The 24,666-nt window shown below is 69.9% G+C and carries 19 protein-coding genes; 3 read left to right on the top strand and 16 right to left on the bottom strand.

Annotated features, from left to right (window positions below; all coding sequences use genetic code 11):
* Positions 1–164: 164 nt before the first annotated feature.
* Both AMK10_RS19020 and AMK10_RS19015 read left to right on the top strand, forming a co-directional pair.
* Positions 165–2,663: a ThuA domain-containing protein gene (locus AMK10_RS19020; RefSeq protein WP_241839581.1), complete on the top strand. Its 2,499-nt coding sequence runs from the start codon at positions 165–167 to the stop codon at positions 2,661–2,663.
* Entirely contained in the window at positions 2,660–4,900 is a 2,241-nt protein-coding gene (locus AMK10_RS19015; protein WP_073748992.1) for an OmpL47-type beta-barrel domain-containing protein, read from the top strand. The genes AMK10_RS19020 and AMK10_RS19015 overlap by 4 nt, the downstream gene beginning before the upstream one ends.
* A 247-nt stretch (positions 4,901–5,147) precedes the next feature.
* Here AMK10_RS19015 and AMK10_RS19010 read toward each other — a convergent pair whose 3' ends face one another.
* The 8 genes from AMK10_RS19010 to ligD form a co-directional block, all read right to left on the bottom strand.
* Complete coding sequence (locus AMK10_RS19010) at positions 5,148–6,761, bottom strand: glycoside hydrolase family 13 protein (RefSeq protein WP_073748991.1); 1,614 nt, start codon at positions 6,759–6,761, stop codon at positions 5,148–5,150.
* A gap of 144 nt (positions 6,762–6,905) precedes the next feature.
* Positions 6,906–9,470: a carbohydrate-binding protein gene (locus tag AMK10_RS19005; protein ID WP_073748990.1), complete on the bottom strand. Its 2,565-nt coding sequence runs from the start codon at positions 9,468–9,470 to the stop codon at positions 6,906–6,908.
* A 195-nt stretch (positions 9,471–9,665) separates the two neighbouring features.
* A complete protein-coding gene (locus AMK10_RS19000; RefSeq protein WP_073748989.1) occupies positions 9,666–10,550 on the bottom strand; it encodes a carbohydrate ABC transporter permease in 885 nt (294 codons plus the stop codon).
* An 11-nt stretch (positions 10,551–10,561) separates the two neighbouring features.
* Entirely contained in the window at positions 10,562–11,446 is an 885-nt protein-coding gene (locus tag AMK10_RS18995; RefSeq protein WP_073749344.1) for a carbohydrate ABC transporter permease, read from the bottom strand.
* A gap of 64 nt (positions 11,447–11,510) precedes the next feature.
* Positions 11,511–12,863 carry an ABC transporter substrate-binding protein gene (locus AMK10_RS18990; RefSeq protein ID WP_073748988.1) on the bottom strand — a complete coding sequence of 451 codons (1,353 nt, stop codon included), beginning with the start codon at positions 12,861–12,863 and terminating at the stop codon, positions 11,511–11,513.
* 118 nt (positions 12,864–12,981) lie between these two features.
* Positions 12,982–14,001: a LacI family DNA-binding transcriptional regulator gene (locus AMK10_RS18985; protein WP_073748987.1), complete on the bottom strand. Its 1,020-nt coding sequence runs from the start codon at positions 13,999–14,001 to the stop codon at positions 12,982–12,984.
* 186 nt (positions 14,002–14,187) lie between these two features.
* Positions 14,188–15,339 (bottom strand): ABC transporter permease, encoded by a 1,152-nt coding sequence (locus AMK10_RS18980; protein ID WP_241839580.1) that lies wholly within the window; start codon positions 15,337–15,339, stop codon positions 14,188–14,190.
* Complete coding sequence (gene ligD, locus AMK10_RS18975) at positions 15,336–16,346, bottom strand: non-homologous end-joining DNA ligase (protein WP_073748986.1); 1,011 nt, start codon at positions 16,344–16,346, stop codon at positions 15,336–15,338. The genes AMK10_RS18980 and ligD overlap by 4 nt, the downstream gene beginning before the upstream one ends.
* Positions 16,347–16,441: 95 nt before the next feature.
* On the opposite strand from ligD, the gene AMK10_RS18970 reads away from it, so the two are divergent.
* Entirely contained in the window at positions 16,442–17,503 is a 1,062-nt protein-coding gene (locus AMK10_RS18970; protein WP_073748985.1) for an ATP-dependent DNA ligase, read from the top strand.
* A gap of 4 nt (positions 17,504–17,507) precedes the next feature.
* On the opposite strand, the gene AMK10_RS18965 is transcribed toward AMK10_RS18970, so the two are convergent.
* From AMK10_RS18965 to AMK10_RS18930, 8 genes are read right to left on the bottom strand one after another with little or no spacing between them, the layout of a single operon-like run.
* Positions 17,508–18,746, bottom strand: a complete 1,239-nt coding sequence (locus AMK10_RS18965; protein ID WP_073748984.1) for a lytic transglycosylase domain-containing protein — start codon at positions 18,744–18,746, stop codon at positions 17,508–17,510.
* A gap of 19 nt (positions 18,747–18,765) precedes the next feature.
* The gene (locus AMK10_RS18960; RefSeq protein ID WP_073748983.1) at positions 18,766–19,476 is read right to left on the bottom strand and encodes a hypothetical protein; all 711 of its coding nucleotides are present in this window, start codon (positions 19,474–19,476) and stop codon (positions 18,766–18,768) included.
* Between the two features lie 50 nt (positions 19,477–19,526).
* On the bottom strand, positions 19,527–20,057 hold the full coding sequence (locus AMK10_RS18955; protein ID WP_073748982.1) for a nuclear transport factor 2 family protein: 531 nt from the start codon (positions 20,055–20,057) through the stop codon (positions 19,527–19,529).
* Between the two features lie 13 nt (positions 20,058–20,070).
* Positions 20,071–20,652: a hypothetical protein gene (locus AMK10_RS18950; RefSeq protein WP_073748981.1), complete on the bottom strand. Its 582-nt coding sequence runs from the start codon at positions 20,650–20,652 to the stop codon at positions 20,071–20,073.
* Positions 20,649–21,170 carry a hypothetical protein gene (locus AMK10_RS18945; protein ID WP_073748980.1) on the bottom strand — a complete coding sequence of 174 codons (522 nt, stop codon included), beginning with the start codon at positions 21,168–21,170 and terminating at the stop codon, positions 20,649–20,651. The genes AMK10_RS18950 and AMK10_RS18945 overlap by 4 nt, the downstream gene beginning before the upstream one ends.
* Complete coding sequence (locus AMK10_RS18940; protein ID WP_073748979.1) at positions 21,170–22,402, bottom strand: MCE family protein; 1,233 nt, start codon at positions 22,400–22,402, stop codon at positions 21,170–21,172. The genes AMK10_RS18945 and AMK10_RS18940 overlap by 1 nt, the downstream gene beginning before the upstream one ends.
* Positions 22,402–23,544, bottom strand: a complete 1,143-nt coding sequence (locus AMK10_RS18935; protein WP_073748978.1) for an MCE family protein — start codon at positions 23,542–23,544, stop codon at positions 22,402–22,404. Before AMK10_RS18935 ends, AMK10_RS18940 begins: the two co-directional genes overlap by 1 nt.
* A complete protein-coding gene (locus tag AMK10_RS18930; protein WP_073748977.1) occupies positions 23,541–24,665 on the bottom strand; it encodes an MCE family protein in 1,125 nt (374 codons plus the stop codon). The genes AMK10_RS18935 and AMK10_RS18930 overlap by 4 nt, the downstream gene beginning before the upstream one ends.
* Position 24,666: the final 1 nt, after the last annotated feature.

The following is a 24,666-nucleotide window of genomic DNA, read 5'->3' as shown; positions in this document are numbered from 1 at the left end:
GGGGCCAGCGTTTATCCACACTCAGGACAAAGTTCGTCCGATTGCTGCTTTAGCTATTGGCGTGCCGCGAAAAGAGGTCTAGCTTCGTGCGCTGTCGCAGTGAGCTCAGAGGTGCGATGAGAGAGAAGTGACCGGAGAAGCGACCAAGAGGGGTGGGTGACCACATGCAGCGCACACCACATCACAGGTCCAGATCGCGTCGCGGCGTCGCGGCGGCCGTGGCGGCAGGCGCCTTGACCGCGTCCCTGCTCGGCGGCAACGCGGCCACCGCCAGTCCCTATCCCGATCCGGGGCTGAAGGAGCGGGTGGCGACAACGTTGTCCCTGCCCACGCCGCCCGGCGGGGCCAACGTCAGGGTCCTGGTGTTCCACGCGTCGGCGGGCGAGGAGTCGCCGACGGTGGACGCGGGTATCGCGGCCATCGAGAAGATCGGACTCAGCGGGCCGGAGGCGGGGCGCTTCAAGACCGTCGCCACCGACGACGCCGCGGTCTTCACCAACGGCAAGCAGCTCGGCAAGTACAACGCGGTCGTCTTCCTGACCGGCGGCGGCGATGTGCTCGACCCCGAGCAGGAGGCGGGCCTGGAGGCCTACATGGAGGCCGGCGGCGGCTTCCTGGGCATCCACGACGCGGCGCGCACCGAACCGTACTCCGACTGGTTCACCGGACTGGTCGGCGCGCGTCCGGCGGCGGACAGCCCGAAGAACGTCCAGCGCGCCACCGTGGAGATCGGCGACCGGCAGCACCCTGCGACGAAGAACCTCCCGCTGGAGTGGAAGCGCCCGGACACCTGGCTGAACTGGAAGGACAACCCGTCCGGCGACGTCCACACCGTGGCCCGGGTGCGCGAGACCACGTACACCCCGGGCGCGAGCGCCAACGGCTGGGACCACCCGGTCTCCTGGTGCCGCGACTACGACGGCGGCCGGTCCTTCTACACCGCCATGGGCGGTACGGCCGGCAGCTTCGCCGAGACCGACTTCCGCGACCATCTGCGCGGCGCGCTCGCCTGGACGAGCAGGCTGTCGCAGGCCGACTGCAAGGCCACCATCGACTCCAACTACACGGCCGAGCGGCTCACCCAGCCCAACCAGCCGGGACAGAACGACCAGATCGGCGAGCCGCACGGACTCGTCACCGCGAAGGACGGGCGGATCTTCTACATCGGACGCGGCGGCGCGGACAGCAGCGTGCCCGTCGTGACCGACTGGAACGACCCGGACGTCGGCAAGGGCTCGGGCGAGATCCATGTGTACGACCCCGCGACCAGGAAGGTCACCCTGGCCGGCAAGCTGAGCGTCTTCGGCAACAAGGGCGGCGGCGACGAGCTGGTCAAGGTCGAGGAGGGCCTGCTCGGCATCGAGCTGGACCCGGACTTCGCCACCAACGGCTGGGTTTATCTGCACTACACCCCGCACGCGAAGATCGACCGGGACAAGCAGATGGCGGTGCGCCAGGTCTCGCGCTTCACCTTCGACCCCGCCACGAACAAGCTGGACCTGGCGTCCGAGAAGGTGCTGCTGCACTGGCCGGTCCAGATCCACAGCTGCTGCCACGCGGGCGGCGGCATGGCGTGGGACTCGAAGGACAATCTCTACATCGCCACGGGTGACAACAACTCGTCCGGCTTCAGCGACGGTTACTCGGGCAACAACCCGCAGCCGAACTACAAGGGCGTGTCGTTCGCCGACGCCCGGCGCACCGCGGGCAACACCAACAACCTCAACGGCAAGATCCTGCGCATCCACCCCGAGGACGACGGCACGTACACCCTGCCCGAGGGCAACCTCTTCACCGGCAAGGAGCCGGACGAGGGCGGCGGCAAGACCCGCGGCGAGATCTACGTGATGGGCGTCCGCAACCCGGCGCGCATCTCCGTCGACACGTCGACCGACACGCTGTACGCGGGCTGGGTCGGCCCCGACGCGGGCGCTCCGAGCACGACCTGGGGTCCCGCGAAGTACGACACGTTCGCGGCGATCACCAAGGCCGGCAACCACGGCTGGCCGTACTGCATGGGCAACAAGCAGCCCTACCGGGACCGCAACCTGCCCGACCCGTCCAAGCCTCTCGGCTGGTACGACTGCGACGCCCCGAAGAACGAGTCGCCCAACAACGACGGTCTGGTCAAGCTGCCTCCCGTCACGTCGAACACCATCTGGTACTCGCCCCAGGGCGGCGGCGTGGACTACCCGCGCGACGCGAACGGCGTCCCGAGCTACAAGGTCGACGACCAGAAGCAGCTCCTGCCCTGGCTCAAGGGCGGCGGCCAGGCCACGATGAACGGCCCGGTCTACCGCTACGACGCGTCGAGCACGAGCGAGGCCAAGTGGCCCTCGTACTGGGACGGGAAGTGGTTCGTGGGTGACTTCTACGACGACACCCAGCCGCGACACGCCGTGCTCACCGACCCGAGGACGGTCGGCAAGGGCGGCCTGCCCACGCACGCCGAGTCCCTGAAGAAGATCATCCCGGTCGGCGCCGACGGCATCCGCAACCTCATGGACTGGAAGTTCGCCCCGGACGGCTCGCTCTACGTCCTGGACTACGGGCGTGGCTTCTTCACCTCCGACTCCAAGTCCGCGCTGTGGCGCGTGACCTACAAGGGCGGCGGTCCGACCCCGGCCGCCGCAGACCTGGCCAGGAAGGCGGCAGCGCAGTGAGACACCCTTCGCTCCTCGCGCGACGACGGCACGGGCCCGCCCGGTGGTGGCTCGCCCTGCTCGGCTCGTTCCTGATGGTCCTCGGACTGACCTCGACAGCCGCGTACGGACGGGAGGACAACCGGTCGACGGCAGCCGCCGACCAGGTCCTCAACTGGACCGCGGGCGACCCCATCGACCACTACCTGACAGCGCCCACGACGGCTGTGGCCGGCGCGGCGACCATCGTCTTCGAGAACAGCACCGCCACGGGCAACACCACGGGCATGCCGCACACACTGACCTTCAGCGTGTCGGACCCGGAGTTCAACAACGACGTACCGGTCAACATCCTGGCCAACCCGAGCGACAGCGAGGGCGGCAAGCACAGCGTCGAGGTCACCCTCACGCCCGGCCGGTACTTCTACCACTGCACGATTCCCGGCCACGGCTCCATGCAGGGAATCCTCACCGTGACCGAGGACGACGGCGGCGGTGAGGACACCGCGGCGCCCGAGACCTCGGCGACGGTGGACGGCGACAAGAACGCCGACGGCGCGTACATCGGCCAGGCGACCGTCACCGTGGCCGCGACCGACGCGGGTTCGGGCGTCGACACCGTCGAGTACGCCGTCGGGGCCGCCGGAGCCTGGCAGCCGTACACCGCACCGGTCGTGGTGAACGAGGTGGGGACGCACACGGTCCGCTACCGCGCCACGGACAAAGCCGGCAACGCGGCGGCCGAGAAGTCCGTCGACTTCGCGGTGGCCGCGCCGCCGACGGACGACGAGACCCCGCCCGAGACCTCGGCGACCGTGTCGGGCGAGAAGGACGACGCGGGTGCCTACCTCGGCATGGCCACGGTCACCGTGACCGCGTCCGACACCGGGTCGGGCGTCAACACCATCGAGTACGCCGTCGGCGCCGACGGAGCCTGGCAGCCGTACACCGCGCCCGTGATGGTCCACGAGGTGGGGACGCACACCGTCCGCTACCGCGCAACCGACAGGTCGGGCAACGCGGCCGCGGAGAAGTCGGTCGACTTCACCGTCGTCGAGCCGCCGTCGCAGGACAAGACCCCGCCGGAGACCTCGGTCGCCGTGACGGGCGACAAGAACTCCGACGGCGCGTTCATCACCAGCGCCAGGGCCACGGTCACCGCGACCGACGCCGATTCCGGTGTGGACAAGGTCGAGTACTCCCTCGACGGCGGCCCGTACCTCGCGTACACCACGCCCGTGATCGTCGACCGTGTCGGCCGCCACACCTTCGCCCACCGGGCGACGGACAAGGCGGGCAACACCTCGGAGGCGAAGCAGTCCTCGTTCACCATCGCCGAGAGCGGCGGGGTGCCCGCGCCCAACTGCCCGGAGTACGACGTACGGCTCACGGTCATCGTCGGCACGGTGGACACCGGTGTTCCCAACCGGATCACCGGCAACCGCTGCACCGTCAACGAGCTCATCGAGGACGAGAAGGACTGGTCCTCGCACGCGCTCTTCCTCAAGCACGTCGACAAGGTCCTGGACAAGCTGCTGGCCGACGGGGTCATCGACACCCGTGAGCACAAGAAGATCTACAAGGCGGCCAAGCAGTCCGGCATCGGCAAGCCGGGCCAGGACGAGGGCTACCGCAAGCTCTTCGACGGCACCGCCGCCTCGCTCGCCAAGTGGGAGCAGGTCGGCGGCGGGAAGTTCGGGCTGAACACGGAGGACGGTTCGATCACCAGCTCCACCACAGTGGACGGCATGGGGATGCTGTGGTTCCCGGCCCGGCAGTACGGGGACTTCTCGCTGAAGCTCCAGTGGCGCGACGACGCCCCCGGGGCCGGCAACGCCAACGGCGGGGTCTTCGTCCGCTTCCCGGACGTCCACGACCACCCGGAGGAGTCACGTCCGGAGTGGGTCGCCATCAAGTACGGCCATGAGATCCAGGTCAACGACCGGCCCGACGGCGACATGTACAAGACCGGGTCCCTGTACGGCTTCGACCGGGTCGGCCTCGGCGGCGCCGGGGTCACTCCCAAGGGCACCTGGAACGACTACGAGGTCAAGGTGGTCGACCAGCACTACTCGGTCTACCGCAACGGTGTCCTGATCAACGAGTTCGACAACACCGGCGGGCAGCTCTTCGAGCCTCCGCGGGGCGACGACCCGGGCACCGACGGGCGGCGCTACGCCTCCGGCTACATCGGGCTCCAGGTCCACAGCACCACGGACGTGATCTCGTACCGCGACATCCGGATCAAGGAGTTGTAGGGACGGGTTCGCCCCAGGGCGTGTGTTGGAAGGTGCTGGTGTGCTGGGTGGGCCGTCCGGGAAGTCCCGGGCGGCCCACCCAGGTGAGGTCACGGTCCATGCTGGTTCCGGTGACGGCCTCGTGTTCGCCGCGGGTGGTGTCGCGTCCGACGACCTCATGGCCGCCTCCATCGAAAAGATCCCCCGCCCCACGCCGAGATCATCACGGCATGAGGCGAGAGACGGACCCCGGTTCCTGGAACGCGGCCTAGGCGGTTCGGAACCAGACGCTGGTGTCGACGGGCAGCAAGCCCTGGCTCAGCGGCTGGGAGGAGATGAGGACCTGGGCGTGGTCGGGGAGTTGGACGGGGGTGTCGGAGAGGTTGACGATGCAGGTGAAGTTCTCGCCGCGGCTGAAGGTGACGATGTCGGGTGCGGAGTCGAGCCACTGCATGGGCCCGTCCCCCAGGGCCGGTTCGGCCGCGCGGTGGGCGAGGGCCTGGCGGTAGAGGGTGAGCATGGAGTCGGGGTCGGCGTCCTGGGCTGCCGCGGTCAGCTGCGCCCAGGCAGCGGGCTGCGGGAGCCAGGGGGACGCGGCGCCTTCGGGGCTGAAGCCGTAGGGCTCGGTGGTGCCGCTCCACGGCAGGGGGACGCGGCAGCCGTCACGGCCGGGGTCTTCGCCGTTCGTACGGTGGTAGATGGGGTCGTCGCGGCGGTCCGCGGGGATGTCCTCGACCTCGGGCAGGCCCAGTTCCTCGCCCTGGTAGATGTAGACGGCGCCGGGCAGGGCCATGGTGAGCAGGGCGGCGGCGCGGGCGCGGCGGCGGCCGAGGTCTTCGTCGACAACAGGGTTGTACTGACGGATGCCGGCCGCGGTGCTGGTGTCGGGGCGGCCGTAGCGGGTGACGTGGCGAGTGACGTCGTGGTTGGAGAGTACCCAGGTGCTGGGGGCTCCGACGCCGGCGTGGGCGGCCAGGGTCTGGTCGATGACCGTGCGCAGGGCGGTGGCGTCCCAGCTGCAGCCGAGGAAGTCGAAGTTGAAGGCGGAGTGGAGTTCGTCGGCGCGCAGGTACTGGGCGAAGCGGTCGGGGTCGGCGAGCCAGACCTCTCCGATCAGGGCGCGGGGTTCGACGTAGGAGTCGGCGACGGCGCGCCAGCCGCGGTAGATGTCGTGGTTCTCGTGGAGGTCGACGTAGGGGTGGGGGTCGGGGAAGACGGTGTGGTCGTAGTCGGGCAGGTCGGGGTCCTTGCTGCACATGGCGGCGGAGTCGACGCGGATGCCGTCGACGCCGCGGTCGAACCAGAACCGCAGGATGTCTTCGTACTCGGCGCGCACCAGGGGGTTGCGCCAGTTGAGGTCGGGCTGTTCGGGGGCGAAGAGGTGCAGGTACCACTGGCCGTCGGGTACGCGGGTCCAGGCGGAGCCGCCGAAGATGGACTGCCAGGCGTTGGGGGGCAGCTCGCCGCCGGCTCCGCGGCCTTCGCGGAACCAGAACAGGTCGCGTTCGGGTGAGCCGGGGGCGGCGTCGAGGGCGGCGGTGAACCAGGCGTGCTCGTTGGAGACATGGTTGGGGACGACGTCGACGATGATGCGCATGCCGTACTCGTGGGCCTCGGTGATGAGTTTCTCGGCTTCGGCGAGGGTGCCGAAGCGGGGGTCGATCCGGCGGAAGTCGGTGACGTCGTAGCCGGCGTCCGCCATCGGGGTCAGGTACCACGGGGAGAACCAGATGGCCTCGATGCCCAGGCGCTGGAGGTATTCCAGCCTGGAGCGCACGCCCGCCAGATCGCCGATGCCGTCGCCGTTGCCGTCGGCGAAGCTGCGCGGGTAGACCTGGTAGATGGCTGCGTGACGCCACCAGTCGTTGGTGCGCGGGGTCATGGGACCTGCCTTCGTGAAGTGGGGTGGAACAAGTGCGCGGGCCGGGCCGACGGGGACTGGGGCCCGGCCCGCGGGTCTTTGGAGGTCGGGGAACCGCGGGCCGGCCGGTCGGGGAGGAAGGCCGGGCCTGCGGTCGGTTCGGGGTTACCAGCCTGAGTTGCCGCTTCCGCGCTGGAGGGTGAAGCCGCCGGCGATGTCGAGGGCTCCGGCGGCCGCACCGGTGATCTTGGTGTTGGAGAAGGTGCCGTTGCCGCCGGCGTTGGTCTCGATGCCGTGGTGACCGGTCCTGTTGATGGTCAGGCCGTCCACGCGCAGGTCGGAGACCTGCTTCTCCCAGGAGATGAGCAGGCCGCTGTAGGTGGAGTCCTCGACGGTGTTGTTGTTGAGGACGACCGGCTGAGTGATGTCGTAGCGGTCGGCGTAGAGCCAGATGGCGCCGAGCTTGGCGTTCCAGTTGACCTCCATGCTGCCGGTGCGGCGCAGGAGGTTGCCGGAGACGGTGGTGGTGCCGCTGAAGGGCTCGCCGAAGCGAGTGGAGACGGTGATGCCTGCGGCGGCGACGACGGTGTCGGAGATGAGGTTGTTCTCCACACTGTTGCCGCTGCCGCCGTAGACGGCGGCGCCGTTGGCGAGGGTGGGCAGCTGCACGGTGTTGCCGCGGAAGGCGCTGTTGGTCACCGCCGCTCCGTCCGACCACATGGCCAGGGCATCGTCGCCGGTGCCTCGGATGCTGCTGTTGGAGATGACCGTGTCCTTCACCGCGCCGTGCAGGTTCACGCCGTCGGCGTAGGTGTTACGGATGCGCAGGTCGCTGGCTTCGAGGCCGGTGGTCGGGCCGGAGATCCACAGGCCGACCTTGGTGTGCTGGACCCACACGTTCTTGATGAGGGACCCGGCTCCGAAGTCGCCCTCGAAGGCGGCGTGGCCGCCGGCGTCGTCGCGGACGGTGTTCTCGCCGTCGATCATCAGGTTCTCGACGGTGCTGGTGCCGCCCTGGCCGAACAGGCCGCCCTTGAGGCCGGTGCCGCGTAGCACCGTGTGCCACACGCCCGCGCCGCGCAGCTTCACGCCGGAGAGGTTGATGCGGTCGGAGATCTTGTAGGTGCCGGCCGGGAGGAACAGGCCCTTGCCCTGGTTCTTGGCGGTGTTCAGCGCGTTGTTGAGGGCGGTGGTGACGTCCTGCTCGCCCGGCACGACGCCCAGGGCGGCGGCGGAGACGTAGCCGCTGGGCAGGGTGGCGGCCACGCCGGTCTCCTCCGCCTCGATCAGGTCGATGGTGTAGGAGGAGGCGGTGTCGCCGGCGTCCTTCTGCAGGCGCAGGACGGTGCCGGCCGGCAGGGTCTTGCCGAAGTTGATGCGAGTCTCGTCGAAGAAGCGGTGGCCCTGGCCCTCGCCGGGGTTGTTGGTGTACGGGTATGCGCCGTAGACCCAGGCGTAGCGGGAGGTGAGCTGGAGGTCGGTCAGGGCCTTGCCATCGGCGTAGGCGCTGAGGGTGGCGTCGATGCCTCGGCCGTCGCTGCTGTCCGGGAGGGAGTAGCGAAGGTTGATGGCGTTGGCGGGCTTGGTGAGCTTGATTTCGACGTAGTCGCCGGTCTGGGTCAGTGTGACGGCCTCGCGGCCGGAGGCCTCCGAGGCGAGGGTGAGGTAGGTGCGGTCGGGGCTGAGGGCTGTGCCCTTGTAGGTGCCGTCTTCGGCCTCGTAGGTGGTGAAGGGCAGGGTGGCGCCCACGCCGGACGGGTCGGTGTCGCCCCCGCCACCTTCTCCTCCGCCGCCGTTGGCCGGGGTGGTGGCGGTGAGGCTGTCGATGTTGACGTTGCCGCTGTCGGCGGCCGTGAACTTCAGCGCGAGGGTGTTGGCGCCCTGGGTGAAGATGACGGGCACGTCGACGGTGGACCAGGCGGCCCAGCCACTGGTGGCCGGCAGGGTGACCTGCGCGGAGGCGGTACCCGCCGTCAGCGTCAGGGTCTTGGCCGAGCCGGTGCCGTTGGCGTAGCGGACGGCCACGGTTCCCGAGCCGGCGTAGGCGGAGGAGACGCTGGTGGTGATCGAGGCGCGGCCCTTGTTGAGGTCGGTCAGGCCGCCGACGTAGCCGGTTCCGGTGTAACCGGCGTGCTCGCTCTCCACCTCGGCGCCGCCCGCGAGGACGGCGGCCTCGGCCTCGGAGGGGTCGGTGGGACCGGGCTGCGTGGAGGTCTCGGGGGTGGTGGCGGTGAGGCTGTCGATGTTGACGTTGCCGCTGTCGGCGGCCGTGAACTTCAGCGCGAGGGTGTTGGCGCCCTGGGTGAAGGTGACAGGCACGTCGACGGTGGACCAGGCGGCCCAGCCACTGGTGGCCGGCAGGGTGACCTGCGCGGAGGCGGAACCGGCCGTCAGCGTCAGGGTCTTGGCCGAGCCGGTGCCGTTGGCGTAGCGGATCTCCACCGACCCGCTGCCCGCGTTCTGCGACGGCACGGTGTAGGTGGTGGTGGCGTTGCCCTTGTTGGCGTCGGTGTAGCCGCCGACGTAGCCGGTTCCGGTGTAGCCGGCGTGCTCGCTCTCCACCTCGGCGCCGCCCGCGAGGACGGCGGTCTCGGCCTGCAGGACGGCGGTGGCGGCGTGGGCGGGGGCCGGTGCGGCCAAGGTGTAGGAGGCGGCGCCGGTCAGAGCCAGGAGGAGGGCTGCTACGGCGGCGGAGTTCCTGGGGCGCGGGGTGGGGCGGTGGATCGACACAGCGGTGTGTCCTTCCGGTGCGGGGGCGGCGCGGCCCTTGGGGGTACCGGCGGGAGTGCCGGTGGGAGTGCCGCAGGGCAGGCGAAGGCCGGCGGGCGGCTGAGGAGTGGCCGGTGCGGTGAAGGCGTGCAGGGGTGTACCGGCCGGTCAGAAGGTGGAGGCTGCGTGCCGGGACAGGGTGCGAGGCAGGGGAGTTCAGCCCTTGAGGCTGCCTGCGGTCAGACCGGCGATGATGTGCCGCTGGAAGATCAGGAAGATGACCAGCAGCGGGATGGAGGCCATGACCATGCCGGCGAGGAGCTGGTTGGCGGGCATGAACTCGGCCAGGCGGTTGAGGGCCACGGTGATGGGCTGGCGTGCGGGATCGGGCAGGACCAGCATCGGCCAGAGGAAGTCCTTCCACACGCCGACGACCGCGAAGATCGACACGACGGCCAGGACCGGGCGGGACAGGGGGAGGATGACCGACCACAGAACCCGCGAGGGGCCTGCGCCGTCCAGGCGGGCGGACTCCAGCAGTTCGCCGGGGACCTGGTCGAAGAACCTCTTGAGGATGAAGATGTTGAACGCGTTCGCGCAGGCCGGCAGCCAGATCGCCCAAGGGGTGTTGATCAGGTTGACGTGGATGAGGGGCACGTCGGTGACCGTCAGGTAGGTGGGGACCAGCAGAGCGGAGACCGGCAGCATGAGAGTGGCCAGCATCATGCCCAGGACGACGTTGCCCAGGACGGGGCGGAGCCTTGAGAGGGCGTAGGCGGCGGCGACGTCGACGATGAGCTGCGTGAGCCAGGCACCGGCGGCCAGCAGCAGGGTGTTGAGGAAGTACTGGGCCAGGCCGACGTTGGTCCACGCCTCGGTGTAGGACTCCGGGTGCCAGCTGTGCGGCCACAGGGTGGGGTTGGGGTCGGCCAGTTCGGCGGACGATTTCAGTGCTCCGCTGGCCATCCAGTAGAGCGGGAAGACGAACGCGACCGTGAAGCCGACCAGCGTCAGGATGAGCACGAAGCGGTACAGGTACCGGCCGGTGCGGCGGTTCATCTCGGCGGGTGCGATGAGGGTGCGGTCTGCAGGGGCGGACATGGTGCTTCCTTTCAGCCCTTGCTGCGGGTCAGGCGCAGGTAGACCGCGGCGAACAGGCCAAGGACGATGAACAGCACGGTGCTCATGGCGCTGGCCATGCCGAAGTCGTTGTAGACGAAGGCGTAGCGGTAGAGCAGGAGCAGGACGGTGACGGTGGCGTCATTGGGTCCGCCTCCGGTCAGGACGAACGGTTCGACGAAGACCTGCATGGTGCCGATGACCTGTAGCAGCAGGGTGATCATCAGGATGAACCGCATCTGCGGGATGGTCACGTGCCACAGCCGCCGGCGGATGGAGGCTCCGTCGAGTTCGGCCGCCTCGTACAGCTCGCCCGGGATGGACCCGAGGGCGGCGAGGTAGATCAGGGTGGTGGTGCCCATGTTGGCCCAGGTGGAGACCAGGACCAGGGAGACCAGGGCGAGGTTCGCCGATTCCAGCCACTGCTGGGCCGGCAGGTGGAAGACCTCCAGGACCGTGTTGAACAGGCCCGGGCCCGGGTCGTAGAACCACCGCCACAGCAGCATCGTGACGATCGGGGGAAGCATCACCGGAAGGTAGACGGTCATCCGCAGGTAGGACCGGGCGTGGCGGAACTCGTTGAGGACGACAGCGGTGGCCAACGGTGCAGCGAAGCCGAAGACCAGCGCGAGGAGGGTGAAGTAGCCGGTGTTCTTCCACGCGGTGGCGAACAGCGGATCGTCGAAAAGGCGCTGGTAGTTCGCCCAGCCCACCCAGGTGGCGGGCTGGGCGAAGGTGACCTCCTGGAAGCCCAGGAGCAGGCCCCGGACGATGGGATACCAGGAGAAGAGGATGAAACAGATCAGCCCGGAACCGAGGAAGGCGTAGGCGGTCAGGTTCTCGCGGATGCGGCGCCGACGCCTCTCGGGTTGTTTCATGGTGTCCTTCTGCGGCTGCGGGGAGGCCTTCGCCGGGGCCCGTGTGAGGGTCGGTGCCGTCACGTCACTTGACCGTCGCGAGGATGCCGTCGACCTTCTTGGCGGCGTCGGCGAGCAGCTTGTCGAGGTCGGCGTCCTCGTCGGTCAGGACCGCCTGCATCACACCGTCCAGGACGGCGTAGATCTGCTGGGCGTTCGGCGGCTCGACCTTCTGCTCGGTCTCCGCGTTGCCTTCGATGAAGGGCTTGTAGTTCTCCTGGGGGACGTTGGCGTACTCGTTGTGCGCGACGTCCTGCTTGGCCTGGGCCTCACCGGTGAACAACCGGTCGAGTGGGAGACCGATGGGAACGTCGTTGTTCGAGGCGCGCTTGTCCTCGAACTCGGTGCGCTCGGGGTTGAGGTACTTCCACTGGACCCACTCGATGCCGGCCTTGATCTTCTCCGGGGATGCCTTGGGGTTGAACATGAACCCGTTGCCACCGCCGAGAGTCGCCTTGCCTGGCATGGCCGCGACGCCGTACTCCTCGTACTTGCGCTCGAACTGCTTGACGATCGTGGGGATGTTGTCCGGGCCGGCCATGTACATCCCGAGCTTGCCGGCGCCCATCATCTTCTGGACGTCGTCGATCTGAAGGAGCTGGCGCGTGCCCATGGAGTTGTCGGTCCAGCGCATGTCGTGGAGCATCTGCAGCGCCTTGCGTCCGGCGGCGTCGTCGAAGGCCGCCTTCCACGTGCCGTTGTCCTCCCGGGCGATGTCCCCGCCCAGGGAGTAGACCCAGGAGGTGAAGTGCCAGCCGCCCTGGTTGTTCTTGCTGTAGTCGGCGTAGCCGACGGTGCCGTCGCCCAGCGCGGTGATCCTCTTTGCGGCCGCGCGGACCTCTTCCCAGGTGGTCGGCGGCTTCTCGGGGTCGAGGCCGGCCTTCTTGAACAGGTCCCGGTTGTAGATCAGGCCCAGGGAGTACTGCCCGTTCGGCAGGCCGTACAGGCCGCCGTCGGGGCTGGTGAACACCTTGAGGTAGTCCTTCTTGATGTCGTCGTAGTACGGCATGTCCTTGACGTACTGGGTGATTTCCGCGCCCTGGCGGCGTGCGATGAGGCCCGCGGGGTCGGTGAAGTAGACGTAGTAGACGTCCTCGAGCTGTCCGCCGGCGAGCTTGGCGGAGAAGGTCTTGGGGTCCATCTGCCCTTCACGGGCATCGATCCTGATCTTCGGGTGCTCCTTCTCGAAGGCCTTGACGTCCTCCTCGAAGTACTTGCGGTCCACCGGCTGCGTCTTGGGCGGCATGCCGTTGACCGTGATGGTGACGACGCCGTCCTTGGACGTGGCCGGGGAGCCGCCGCAACCGGCCAGCCCCCCGACGAGAGCACACGCGATGCCCGCGGCTATGAACGTGCGACGGCTCTGCATACCTGCCATGACAGATCGGCCTTCCTGAGATATGCCGCACTCTCCCGATCCCGTCTACCGGGGTGCAGCTGACACGCAGAAGGTAGAAGTCATCCATGTAAAAAGTCAATGACACATTGCAAAATTCCTATCGGATGAACCGGTGACCTGGGCGTCCGGTCGAGTTCCGGACAATGAGCTGGGTCTGGAACGGGGTCATACCGGGCTCCGTGGGCTGCCCCTGCATCTGCATGACCAGCGCTTCCATCGCCGCGTCGGCCATGCGCTCCACCGGCTGCCGGCACGTGGTCAGCGGCGGGTCGACGGCCCCCATGAGCAGGGAGTCGTCGAACCCGGTCACGGAGACGTCGCCCGGTACGTCCAGGCCCTGCCTGCGGGCGCCCCGGACCGCCCCCAGGGCCAGTTCATCACTTCCGCAAACGATGGCTGTCGCACCGTTCCGCAGGAGTCTTCCGGCTGTGAGTACGCCCGCCTCCATGGAGAACAAGGCGTGCCCGACCAGTGACATCCAGTCCTCCGAGGGCACCTGACGGGCCTTGAAGAACGCGGCGAACGCGGCCAGTTTGCGCGCGGAGGGCACGTGCCCCACCGGCCCTACCAGCAGCCCGATCCGCTCGTGCCCCATCCCGGTCAGATGAGTGAGGGCCTGGTGCACCGCATCGGCGTCATCAGCGCTGATCTGCACGGCATCCGCATTCTCGTCGGCCGGGTTGATCAGCACCAGCGGCACCCCGCGGTCCCTCAGCGCCGCCCCCTGCACCGGGCCGGCGTCGGCGTAGCTGGAGCCGATGAAGACGATGCCGCCGACATTCTGGGCCAGCAACATCTCGATGTAGTTGGCCTCCGAGACCCCGTCGGACGTGCGCGTGCACAGCACGGGCACCAGGCCGCGCTTGTTGAGACGGCTGGAGATCGCCTCTGCGAACGCAGGAAACACAGGATTCTTCAGGTCGGGCACCACCACACCGACCAGCAGGCTCCGATCCGTGTCCTGCTCCGACGGACGGGGCACCCCGAGCACGTCGAGCGCCCTGAGCACGCGCTCCCGTGTCGCCGGTGCCACCAGAGAGCTGCCGTTGAGCGCCCGTCGCGCCGTCACCTCGCTGACACCCGCGTATCGCGCCACGTCTTCCAGTTTTCTGTTCACATGCACACCGTACAGTACGGACGCAAAAATTGATCATAATCTTGCAAATACTCTTTAGGCGGGGAAGGCAGAAGCGGCCACGACAGCAGGACGGCGTCCGGCTGCCCAGCAGCGGGACGGCGTCCCCCGGTTCTGATCGGACGCCCCGAATCCCCGAGCGCGCACCGGCGCCTTCCGGAAAACGCCTCAGTCAGCCGCGGCCGCGTGCTCCGGCACGCGGTCGCGGCCTCCGGGGTGCCGGTGGCGCCACACCCAGAAGACCGTGCAGGAGACCAGTGCCCAGGCGGCCAGCACCAGGTACGGGAAGACGTACTGGTGGCCCTGGTAGTAGACGGCGGTGTGCTGGGCGTTGACCGAGGCGCCGGGCGGCAGCCAGCGCCCGATATGTCCGAGGAGCGAGGGCAGCAGCGGCCAGGACACCGCGCCGCCGGACGAGGGGTTGCCCAGCAGCACCATCACACCCCAGGTCGGGATCATCGCCCAGCGTCCCATGAGGGTGTTGAACATCGTGAAGACCATGCCCGACGTGAACATCGTGAACGCCAGGATGAGCCAGGACTGGGCGAACGGCAGATCGAGCGCGCCGAGCCCCCAGTCCACGACGGCGGCGATGGCGAAGCCGCCGAGCAGCGCGTAGCCGAGCGTGAACAGGATGCGCTCCATCGGGAGCAGGGCACGGGCGTGCACGCTGAGCTGGATCGCTCCGACGAAGCCGATGATGACGGCGGCGAGCGAGATGTAGAAGAGGGCGAGACCGCGCGGGTCGCCCTTCTGGAGCGGCTTGACGTCCTCGACCGTGAGCGGGACACCGATCGTGTCGGCCACCTTCACCCCGGTCTCGCCCAGCAGCTGGGCGACGCTGGCGCCGGAGGCTCCGGCGACCTGCATCATCACGCCGTCGCCCTCGCTCCGCAGGATCGCGAACACCCTCTGCTCGTTCATCGCCGCGTCGGCCTGTGCCATGTCCGGGTACCTGTGGAGTTCGAGCGAGGCGTCGAGCGCCTCCTCCATCTCCTTGACGAACTCGGCGGCGTAGGGCGTCCTGGAGCCTTCGAGGACGGCGACCGGGATGCGGTGCGGCGTCGGATTGGCCATCGCATAGGTGTACGAACCTGCGAAGAGCCCGGCCGCCGCCGCGAGGATGAAGAGCAGGACCGTCGCGGGGAAGAAGGGCGAGTCCTTGTACGTCTGCCACTTCTCGCGCCGGGTCGGCGGCCTCCCGTGCGCCCCGTGCGCCGAGCGCCCGCCCTGGGCTCCCGGTTCGCCCTGCGCCTCGTGCTCGCCCCGCGCCCCGTGCTCGCCCTCGGCTCCGTGTCCGCCGTCGGCCCGCTCGCTCATGCCCCGTCGCCGTCGTCCCGGCGGGCCCGGCTGGGCTGTACGCGCTTGGGCTCGCCCGGCATCTTGGGGTACTCCGGCGGGTAGGGCAGGTCGCCGAGCTCGTGCTCGTGCTCGTCCCGCCGCGCCAGTTCGAGCAGCTGGTCGAGCCGGAAGGCGTGGTCGTCCATGTCGGCGTGCAGATCGCCCACCTCGGCGTACCGCACGGGCATGCTCCGCAGGTCGAAGTCACGGGGTTCCGCGTCGTCGATCTCCTCCCAGCGGAGCGGCGCGGAGACCGGGGCGTGCGGGAAGGGGCGTACGGAGTAGGCGGAGGCGATCGTGCGGTCGCGGGCCGTCTGGTTGTAGTCGACGAAGATCCGCTCGCCCCGTTCCTCCTTCCACCAGGCGGTGGTCACCCGGTCCGGCATCCGGCGCTCCAGCTCCCGCCCCACGGCGATGGCGCAGCGTCTGACCTGGGTGAAGGTCCACTCCGGGACGAGGGGGACGAAGACATGGATGCCGCGCCCGCCGGAGGTCTTGGGCCAGCCGCGCAGTCCGTTCTCCTCCAGGACCGAGCGGAGTTCGTGGGCCGCCCGTACCGCGTCCTTGTAATCGGTGCCGGGCTGCGGGTCGAGGTCGATGCGCAGCTCGTCGGGGTGGTCGGTGTCGGCCCTGCGCACCGGCCAGGGGTGGAAGGTCAGGGTGCCGAGGTTGGCGGCCCACAGCACCGCGCCGAGTTCGGTGGGGCACATCTCGTCGGCGTGCCTGCCGCTGGGGAACTCGATCCGGGCGGTGGGGGTCCAGTCGGGGAGGTTCCTGGGTGCGCGCTTCTGGTAGAAGAACTCGCCCTGGACCCCGTCGACGAAGCGCTGGAGAGTGGTGGGGCGCTCGCGCAGGGCGCGGAGGATTCCGGGCCCCACGGCCAGGAAGTAGTCGGCCACGTCCTTCTTGGTGTAGCCCTTCTCCGGGAAGTACACCTTGTCCGGGTTGGACAGCCGGACGGCCCGGCCGTCCACGTCCAGTTCCACCGCTGCTCCTGCTCCCATGTCGGACACCGTAGGCCGGGACCACATATGCCGCATATCGGAGGACGTGCTCCGTGCGGTGGGCGAGAATCGGGGGCATGGACCTGCCGGTGATGCCTCCCGTGAAGCCGATGCTCGCCAAGTCCGTGTCCGCGATTCCCCCGGGGATGCAGTACGAGGCGAAGTGGGACGGCTTCCGGGCGATCGTGCACCGGGACGGCGACGAGGTGGTGATCGGAAGCCGGACGGGGAAGCCCCTGACCCGCTACTTCCCCGAGGTGGTCACCGCCGTACGGGAGAATCTGCCCCGGCGCTGTGTGATCGACGGCGAGATCGTCCTGCCGCACGAGGGGCGGCTGGACTTCGACCGGCTGAGCGAGCGCATCCACCCGGCCGATTCCCGGGTGCGGATGCTGGCCGAGCGGACCCCGGCGAGTCTCGTCGCCTTCGACATCCTCGCCCTGGACGACGCCTCCCTTCTCGCCACCGTCCAGACGGAACGGCGAACCGTCCTGGAAGGTGCGCTCGCGGGCGCGTCGGCACCCGTCCACCTCGCCCCGTCCACCACGGACCAGGCGCTCGCACGGGAGTGGTTCGAGCGGTACGAGGGCGCGGGGCTGGACGGTGTGGTCGCCAAACCGCTCGATCTGCCGTACCGGCCGGACACCCGCGCGATGTACAAGATCAAGCACGAGCGGACCGCCGACTGTGTGGTGGCGGGCTACCGGTTCCACAAGAGCGGCCCCGTGGTCGGCTCCCTGCTGCTCGGTCTGTACGACTCCGGGGGCGCCCTCCAGCACGTGGGAGTGTGCGCGGCGTTCCCGATGAAGCGGCGCGCCGAACTGATCGAGGAGCTGGACCCGTTGCGCATCGACCCCGCCGGCCACCCGTGGGCGGCCTGGGCGGATGCCACGGCACACGAGGGATCACGGCTGCCGGGTGCTCCGAGCCGCTGGTCGGGCAAGAAGGACCTGTCCTGGGTGGCCCTCGCACCGGAGCGGGTCTGCGAGGTGGCGTACGACCACATGGAGGGCGACCGCTTCCGTCACACGACCCAGTTCCGGCGGTGGCGGCCGGACCGCACCCCCTCCGGCTGCACCTATGCGCAGCTGGAGGAAGTGGTGCGGTACGACCTGGCCGAGGTGCTCGACGCCGGCTGACCCCTCAGGCGCCGGGGGTGGGGTCGGGTGTGGCGCAGGGAGCGTCGGTCGGCCCGTCCGTGGGCGTCGTGGGGTCGGCCTCCGCGGTGGGTGTGGGGCAGCCGGGACCGGTGGTGCCGGGCTCCGGATCAGGGGTGGGGTCCGTGGTGCCGGGCTCCGGGTCCGGGGTCGTGGTGGGGTCCGGACTGGTCGTCGGATCGGGCGTGGTGGTCTCGGTGGGATCGGGGCCCGGGTCCGTGGGTGTCGGGGTACCGCTCGGGCCGGGAGTGCCGGTTCCCGAGGGCGACGGGGTCGGCGAGGCGGAGGGGCCCGGTGTGCCGCTGGGCTGAGGGCCGACGATGATTCCGCCGCCGCCCTTCCCGGGATCGCTCGGGCTGCCCGGTCCTCCGACCGGGGCCTTCGGCTCGTTGGGGCTTCCCGCACCGGGGCTCTTCGGGATCACGCCCTTTCCGTCGGCGACGGGGTGGGTGCCCTTGCGGTAGAACTCCAGCCAGGACAGGACCGTACGCAGATAGGTGTCCGAGTGGTTGTAGCTGAGGATCGCCCGGTCCAGGTCCGCCCGTACGGACAGGTCGCGGGTTCCGGCGCACAGGTAGTGACCGGCGGCGAGGGACGCGTCGACGATGTTGCCGGGGTCCTTGCGTCCGTCGCCGTTGCCGTCCGCGCCCCAGTGCGCCCAGGTCGAGGGGATGAACTGCATGGGGCCGACGGCCCGGTCGTAGCGCGTGTCGCCGTCGTAGGCCCCGCCGTCGGTGTCCGGGATGTTGGCGAAGCCCGCGCCGTTCAGCACGGGGCCGAGGATCGGTGTGAGGGTGGTGCCCGCGGTGTCCACCCGTCCCCCGCTCGCGTGGCCTGACTCGACCTTGCCGATGGCCGCGAGTAACTGCCAGGGCAGACGGCAGCCGGGGTCGCTGCGGCCGATGGCTCTCTCCGCGTTGCGGTAGGCGGCCAGGACGGTGGACGGGATGCCCGCCTCCGCCCAGGACCGTGCGGCGGCGGGGGCCGGTTTCCGCCCTGTGGTCTTCGGCGGCTCCGGTGACTCCAGGGGCGGCAGCTCGGTGTGGTAGCTGTCGTCGTTCGGCACCTCGGTCCAGACGACGTCGTCCGATGCCACGTTCTTCGTGCTGTCGGCGGTGCCTCCGAGTGCGAGGCCCGGGGCCTGGGACGCGGTGAGCGCCGCCATGGCGGCGACCGCGGTGGCCGTGCCGGTGAGTCCGCGGCGCATGGTTCCGTCGAACCTCATGTGTCCTCCCTCTCCTGGGTCATCGCGCGAACGTATCGATGGCCGCGATCCGCCAGGTGTCACCGCGGCGAACTGCGTCCACGGCGAACATGGCCGCCGCGTAGGTCGTCTCCTCCTCCTTGCCGGTACGGGTGTTGCTCTGGTCGGCGAAGACCAGCAGCCGGGCGCGGTCGCCGTCGAGCACCTCGACCCCGCTCTGGGTGACGGTCGTGGTGAGGACGAGCTTCTGCTCGGGCGCCTGTGCGCGTACCTCGGCGAGCATGTCCTGGTGCTGCTGGACCGCCTTGCCCGTCAGGTACTTCCTCGCGGCCAGGTCCGCCTTCCCGGGCGAGGCGTAGTCGTAGGAGAAGACCGCGCCGACGGCCTCGGTGATCTGTCCCTTGACCTCGCTGGTGCGGCCGATGTCGGTGAGCGCCGTGTTCTGCCGGCTCGGGTCGTCCCGCAGCGTCCCGGCGGAGGTGAACGACCAGGCGGCGAAGGCACCGAGGAGCAGGGTCGCGGCGCAGAGGACGGCGGGCAGCCGGATGCGGAGGCGGGGCAGCCGCTTGCGCGGAGGGGCGTCCTTCTCCTGTGCCGGTGGTTCCTCCTCGGCCCGGGGCGGGTCCACGGCCTCGGGTGACTCGGCTTCCGTCTCCTCCACGGGGGCCGTGGCCGTCCGGGGCTGGGCGGTGGCCGCGGCGACGGTGGCGAGCCTGCGGCGGCGGTTGACGAGGTGTCGGGTGGTCGACATGGCGGTGGTCCTCTCGGAGGCGGGGCGCTGGGCGGGGAGGGCAGGTGCGGTCAGCCGCCGGTGTTGCCGACGGGCGCCTGGCCGAGGGCGCTGAGCTTCCACCCCTCGGAGGTGCGGGTGAGCTGCCCGAGCATTCGGCTCTCCTTGACCGCGGGCTCTCCCTCGGGCGCGGTCACCGTGACCCGGAGCGCCACCATCACTCCGGCCTTGCCCGCCCGGTCGTCCAGCTCCGTCACCGCTCCGGACAGGACCTTGGCGGTGCTGACGGTTCTGGCCTCCTCGATCTGCTTGACGAACGCGTCGCGCCCGTCGACGAGTTGCCGGTGCAGGTCGCCGGTGGTGGAGTCCTCCCAGCTGTCCAGCCCGTCGGCGAGCTTCGCGTGGTCGAGCGTGTTCATGTTCTGCACGGCCTGCTCCCCCGCCGCCAGCGCGTCGTCGCGGGCCTGCGCGTAGGCCGCCGATGCGTCGTGCGCGGCGTCGTAGCGCGACCAGCCGCCCCATCCCGCGGCGACGGCCGCCACGACCGTCAGCGCGACCGCCGCCGCCCGCAGCGGATTCGTCGTCATCCGTACCCGTGCCATTGGTGCCTCTCCCCTACCTGGAGGTGATGTCGACGATCCGCCAGCGTCCGCCGCGCAGTTCCGCCGTGACGGACAGCTGGGCCGCCGCCGTGGTGGCGGCCTTCCCCTCGCGCTCGTAGACCTGGTCGAGGAAGACGAGGAGGTGGGCGCTGCTGCCGCTGAGCCTGGTGACCCCGGCGCGTACGGCCTGGGTGGTGAGCGTCAGCTTCTGGTCCGCCGCCTGCTTCTCGACCTGGCCGAACAGGGCCGCGTACTGCTGGAGCGCATCGCCCGCGAGGAGTTGCTTCGCCGACTCCTTCGTCGCGCCGGTGGCCCCCGGGCTGTACGAGAAGACCTTGCCCAGTGCGCTGCTCACATCGCCCGCGACCCGGGTGGTCGCCTCGGAGTCGGTCAGCGCGTGGTTGGATGTGGCCGGGGTGTCGCGCAGCCGCTGCCCCTGGACGAAGAGCGCTCCGCCCGCGCCCAGCAGGACGAGGGCCAGCACAGCGGCGAGGACGCGCGTCCACCGCCGGGGCGGGCGGCCGTCCGCCGGTACGGGGTCCGTCTCCGGGTCGGGATCCGGCAGGACCGCCGTCGTCGCCGTGCTCTGCTTCATGAGCCGCTCCCGACCGGTAGCGCGTCAAGTGCCTTGATCTTCCAGCCGTCCCCGGTCCGGGCGAGGGTCGCCTCGAAGCGTTTGCGTTCCGTGCCGCCCTTGCCGGTGCGCGGGGTGACCTCGACGTCGACGGTCGCGATGAGCGCCGCCGTTCCGGCGCGGTCGTCGAGCGCGGTGAGGGCGGCGTCGGTGACCTTGCCCCGCGCGGTGGCGCCGGACTCGGTGAGTTCGCCCGCGTCCTTCTTCCGCGAGGTCTCCAGCCGGTCGTGCAGCGGTCCGGTCGAGGCGGCGAGCCAGGCCCTCAGCCCGGAGTTGACGCTCGCGGCGCTCCTGCCGTCCATGCTGGTCAGCCGGGCGAGGTGCGTCCTGCCGTCGGCGAGCGCGGCGTCACGGCTCTTCGCGTACGCCAGGGTGTCGTCGCCGCGCGCGCCGGCGTACGACCACGCGCCGAGCGCGCAGACCAGTACGGCGGCGAGCATGCCGGCCCAGCCGAGCCCCGTCCTCGTGCGCCTGTCCATCACTCGCCTCCCAGGCCGAGCAGTCCGGCCATCCCGCCGGCGCGCGGCGCGGCGGTGTCCCCGGTGGTACCGCGTGCGTCCGGGAGGAGGCCCGAGCCGGGCTCGAACGGTTCGGGCACGGGACCGCCCCTGGGTGCGTTGGCGCTGCCCCTGACGTTGATCCCGCTGCCGGGTGCGGAGGCGCAGCGTGCCTTGGTGTTGACGGCGGGGGGCGTCGAGAGGTCGGTGCCCACGCGGTAGGTGGTGCCGCCGTATCCGGAGGTGCAGGGCAGTGGCTCGAAGAAGGTGACCGACATGCCGAACCTCGCTCCGTCGGTGTCGATGGCGCTCGCGCCCGCCGCCGCGACGGCGGGGACCTTCACGAGGAGTTCCTCCAGTCCGCGCTGCCGGGTGACGGCGACCTCTGAGGTGGTGAGGAGGTTGGCGACGACCACACCGAACGCGGGGTCGAGGTCGCGCAGCAGCCCGCTGATCTGTTCGGTGGCGCCGGGGGCCGCCGCGATGAGCCGGCGCAGATCGGTGTCGGATCCCTTGAGCTCGGCGGCGAGTTCCTGGGCTCCGGAGGCGAAGCCCTTGAGCGCTTCGCCCTGTTCGGCCTGGGTGCGCAGCACGGTCTCGCCGTCGGCCATCAGTTTCGTGGTCGTCGGCAGGGCCTCGTCGGCGGCCTGGACGAACTCGCTGCCGGTGTCCAGCAGGACCTGGAGGTCGTCGCCACGCCCCTCGAACGCCGCGCCGAACTCGTCGACGACCGTGCGCAGGGCTTCCGCGTCCACGGACTTCGTCAGGTCGTTGACGCTGGTGAGGACGTCGGTGACCGGTGCGGGAATGGTCGTGTCGGCCTGGTCGATGACGGAGCCGTTCTCCAGGAAGGGACCGTCCGAGCGGGTGGGCCGCAGGTCGATGTACTGTTCGCCGACCGCGGAGAGGCTGGCGACGACGGCACGCAGGCCGTCCGGGATGCGGGGTGCGTCGTTCTCGATGCGCAGTTCGGCCTCGACGCCCTCGTCGGTCAGCTCGATGGGGCCGACCCTGCCCACGGAGACACCCCGGTAGCTGACGTTGGAGTGGGTGTACAGGCCGCCGGTCTGCGGCAGTTGGACCGTGACGGTGTAGTAGTCGCGCATCCCGACGTAGTGGCCGAGGTCGGCGTACCGCACCCCGAGGAAGCCGAGGACGAGTACGGCGATGACGAGGAAGGCGATGTTCTTGAGCCTGACGGCGAGCGTGATCATCAGCTGGTGCCCTCCTGTCCTGACGTGGTGACGGAGGGGAGCGGCAGGGGCAGCGCCGTCTTCGGCTTCCGCGCCGTGCCGGACTCCGCGGGCTCGGTGAGCGCGGGAATGATCTGGGTGCCGGGCAGGGCGGTCACATCCAGGTAGACGTTGAGGTAGTCGCCCTTCACCCCGCGCAGCACCTCGTCGGTGAACGGGTAGGTGAGCAGCACCTGGAGGGAGTCGGGCAGGTCGTTGCCCGAGTCCGCGAGGGCGGTGAGCGTGGGGGCGATGGCCTTGAGGTCGGCGATCATGTCCGCCTTGCTCTTGTTGATCGTGTCGACGGCGACGGTGGAGAGCGAGTCGAGCGAGCGCAGCATGGTCATGAGCGAACCGCGCTGCTTCTCCAGGACCTTCAGTCCGGGGCTGAGCCCGGTGAGGACGGTGCCGACGTCCTGCTTACGGGTGGCGAGGGTGGCGGCGAGCCGGTTGACGCCGTCGAGCGCCTGGGTGATGTCCTCCTTGTGGGCGTCCAGGTCGGTCACGAGGGTGTCGACCCGCGTCAGCATCGAGCGGATCTGGGGTTCCTGTCCGGCGAGCGCCTTGTTGAGCTCGGTGGTGATGGTCTTGAGCTGGCTGACCCCGCCGCCGTTGAGCAGCATCGACAGGGCGCCGAAGACCTCTTCGACCTCGGGGTTGCGGTTGGTGCGGGAGAGCGGGATGCGGTCGCCGTCGCCGAGTGCGCCCTCGGCGGTGCCGGAGCTCGGGGCCGAGAGCTGGACGAACTTCTCGCCGAGGAGGCTGGACTGTTCGAGGTGGGCGTAGGCGTTGGCGGGCAGTTCGATCCTGCCGTTGACGCGCATGGTGACCTTGGCGGTCCAGCTGCCCGGGGTGAGGGAGATCCTGGTGACCCGTCCCACGGCGACGTCGTTGACCTTGACGGACGACTGGGGTGCGAGGCTGAGGACGTCCCCGAACTCGGCGGTGATCTCGTACGGGTGGTCGCCGAGGTCGGCCCCGCCGGGAAGCGGCACCTGGTCGATGCCCCCGAGCGACGGCAGGCCGACGGTCGTGGCCACGAGCACGAAGCCGACGCCAGCGGCGACCAGGGCGCCGAGGCCCGTGACCGCGCGGGTGCCGGGTCTGCGGAGGGCGGGGCTCATTCGGTCCCCTCCTTCTTCTGCTGGGTGCCGGTCTTCTCGGGGGTGCCGTAGACGGTGCCGACCGCGGGCAGCGGCAGGACGGGCAGTGCCTTCTGCCGGGCGGTGTCCACCGGCGCCAGCCCTTCCGGTCCGGCCGCGGACTCGGGGTCGGTGAGCGGTCCGCCCATCGACAGCTCGTTGAGGTTCGTGCGCCCGTTGAGGGTGCGGTTCGCCGGGTCGTAGGCGTTGAGCACGTTGCCCGCGGAGAGCGGCAGTGTGTCGAGCGACTCGGCGAGCGAGGCGCGCTGGTCGACGAGGGTCTGGGTGAGGGGCACCAGGAGGTCCACGTTCTTCTTGAGCGCGCCCCGGTTCTTCTGGATGAACCCCTTGACCTGGCCGAGCGCCTTGCCCAGCTCCGTCAGTGCCGCGCTGAGGTTCTCCTTGTCGTCGGCGAGGAAGCCGGTGACGGAGTTCAGCTGCTGCTCGGCGGCGCGCACGTTGCCGTCGTTGTCCTTCAGCATGGTGGTGAAGGTCTGGAGGTAGGCCAGCGTGTCGAAGAGGTTGCCGCTGCTCCTGTCCAGGGTCTTCGTGGCCTTGCCGAACTGTTCGACGGAGTCCCCGATCGCCTTTCCGTTGCCGTCAAGGTTATTGGCGCCGGTGTCGAGCAGCTCCGAGAGTGCCCCGTCCGCGTTGGCCCCGTCCGGGCCGAGCGCCGTGGAGAGCTCGGTGATCGACTCGTACAGCTGGTCGACCTCGATGGGCGTGGCGTTGGCCGCCGCCGGCAGTACGGCGTCGTCCTCGAGCCTCGCTCCCCCGGTGTAGGCCGGGGCGAGCTGTACGTACCGGTCGGCGACGAGGCTGGGGGCGACGACGACGGCGTGCGCGTCCGCTGGGACCTCGACGCCCTCGTCGAGCTTCAGGGTGACCCGGACCTCCTTGCCGCGCGGCTGCACGGACTCGACGGTGCCGACCTTGACTCCGAGGATGCGCAGGTCCGATCCGGCGTACACGCCCGTCGCCTGGTCGAAGTAGGCGGTGATGGTGGTCTTCCCCTGGTCGTCCATGGCCATCACCCCCGAGGTGGCGGCGACGGCGACCACGGCGAGGCCTGCGCCGATGCCGATGATGCGGGTGCGTCTCATG

It is taken from the genome of Streptomyces sp. CB02058 (genome assembly GCF_001905505.1).
GTDB lineage: Bacteria > Actinomycetota > Actinomycetes > Streptomycetales > Streptomycetaceae > Streptomyces.
This window is presented reverse-complemented; position numbering and strand designations above follow the sequence as displayed.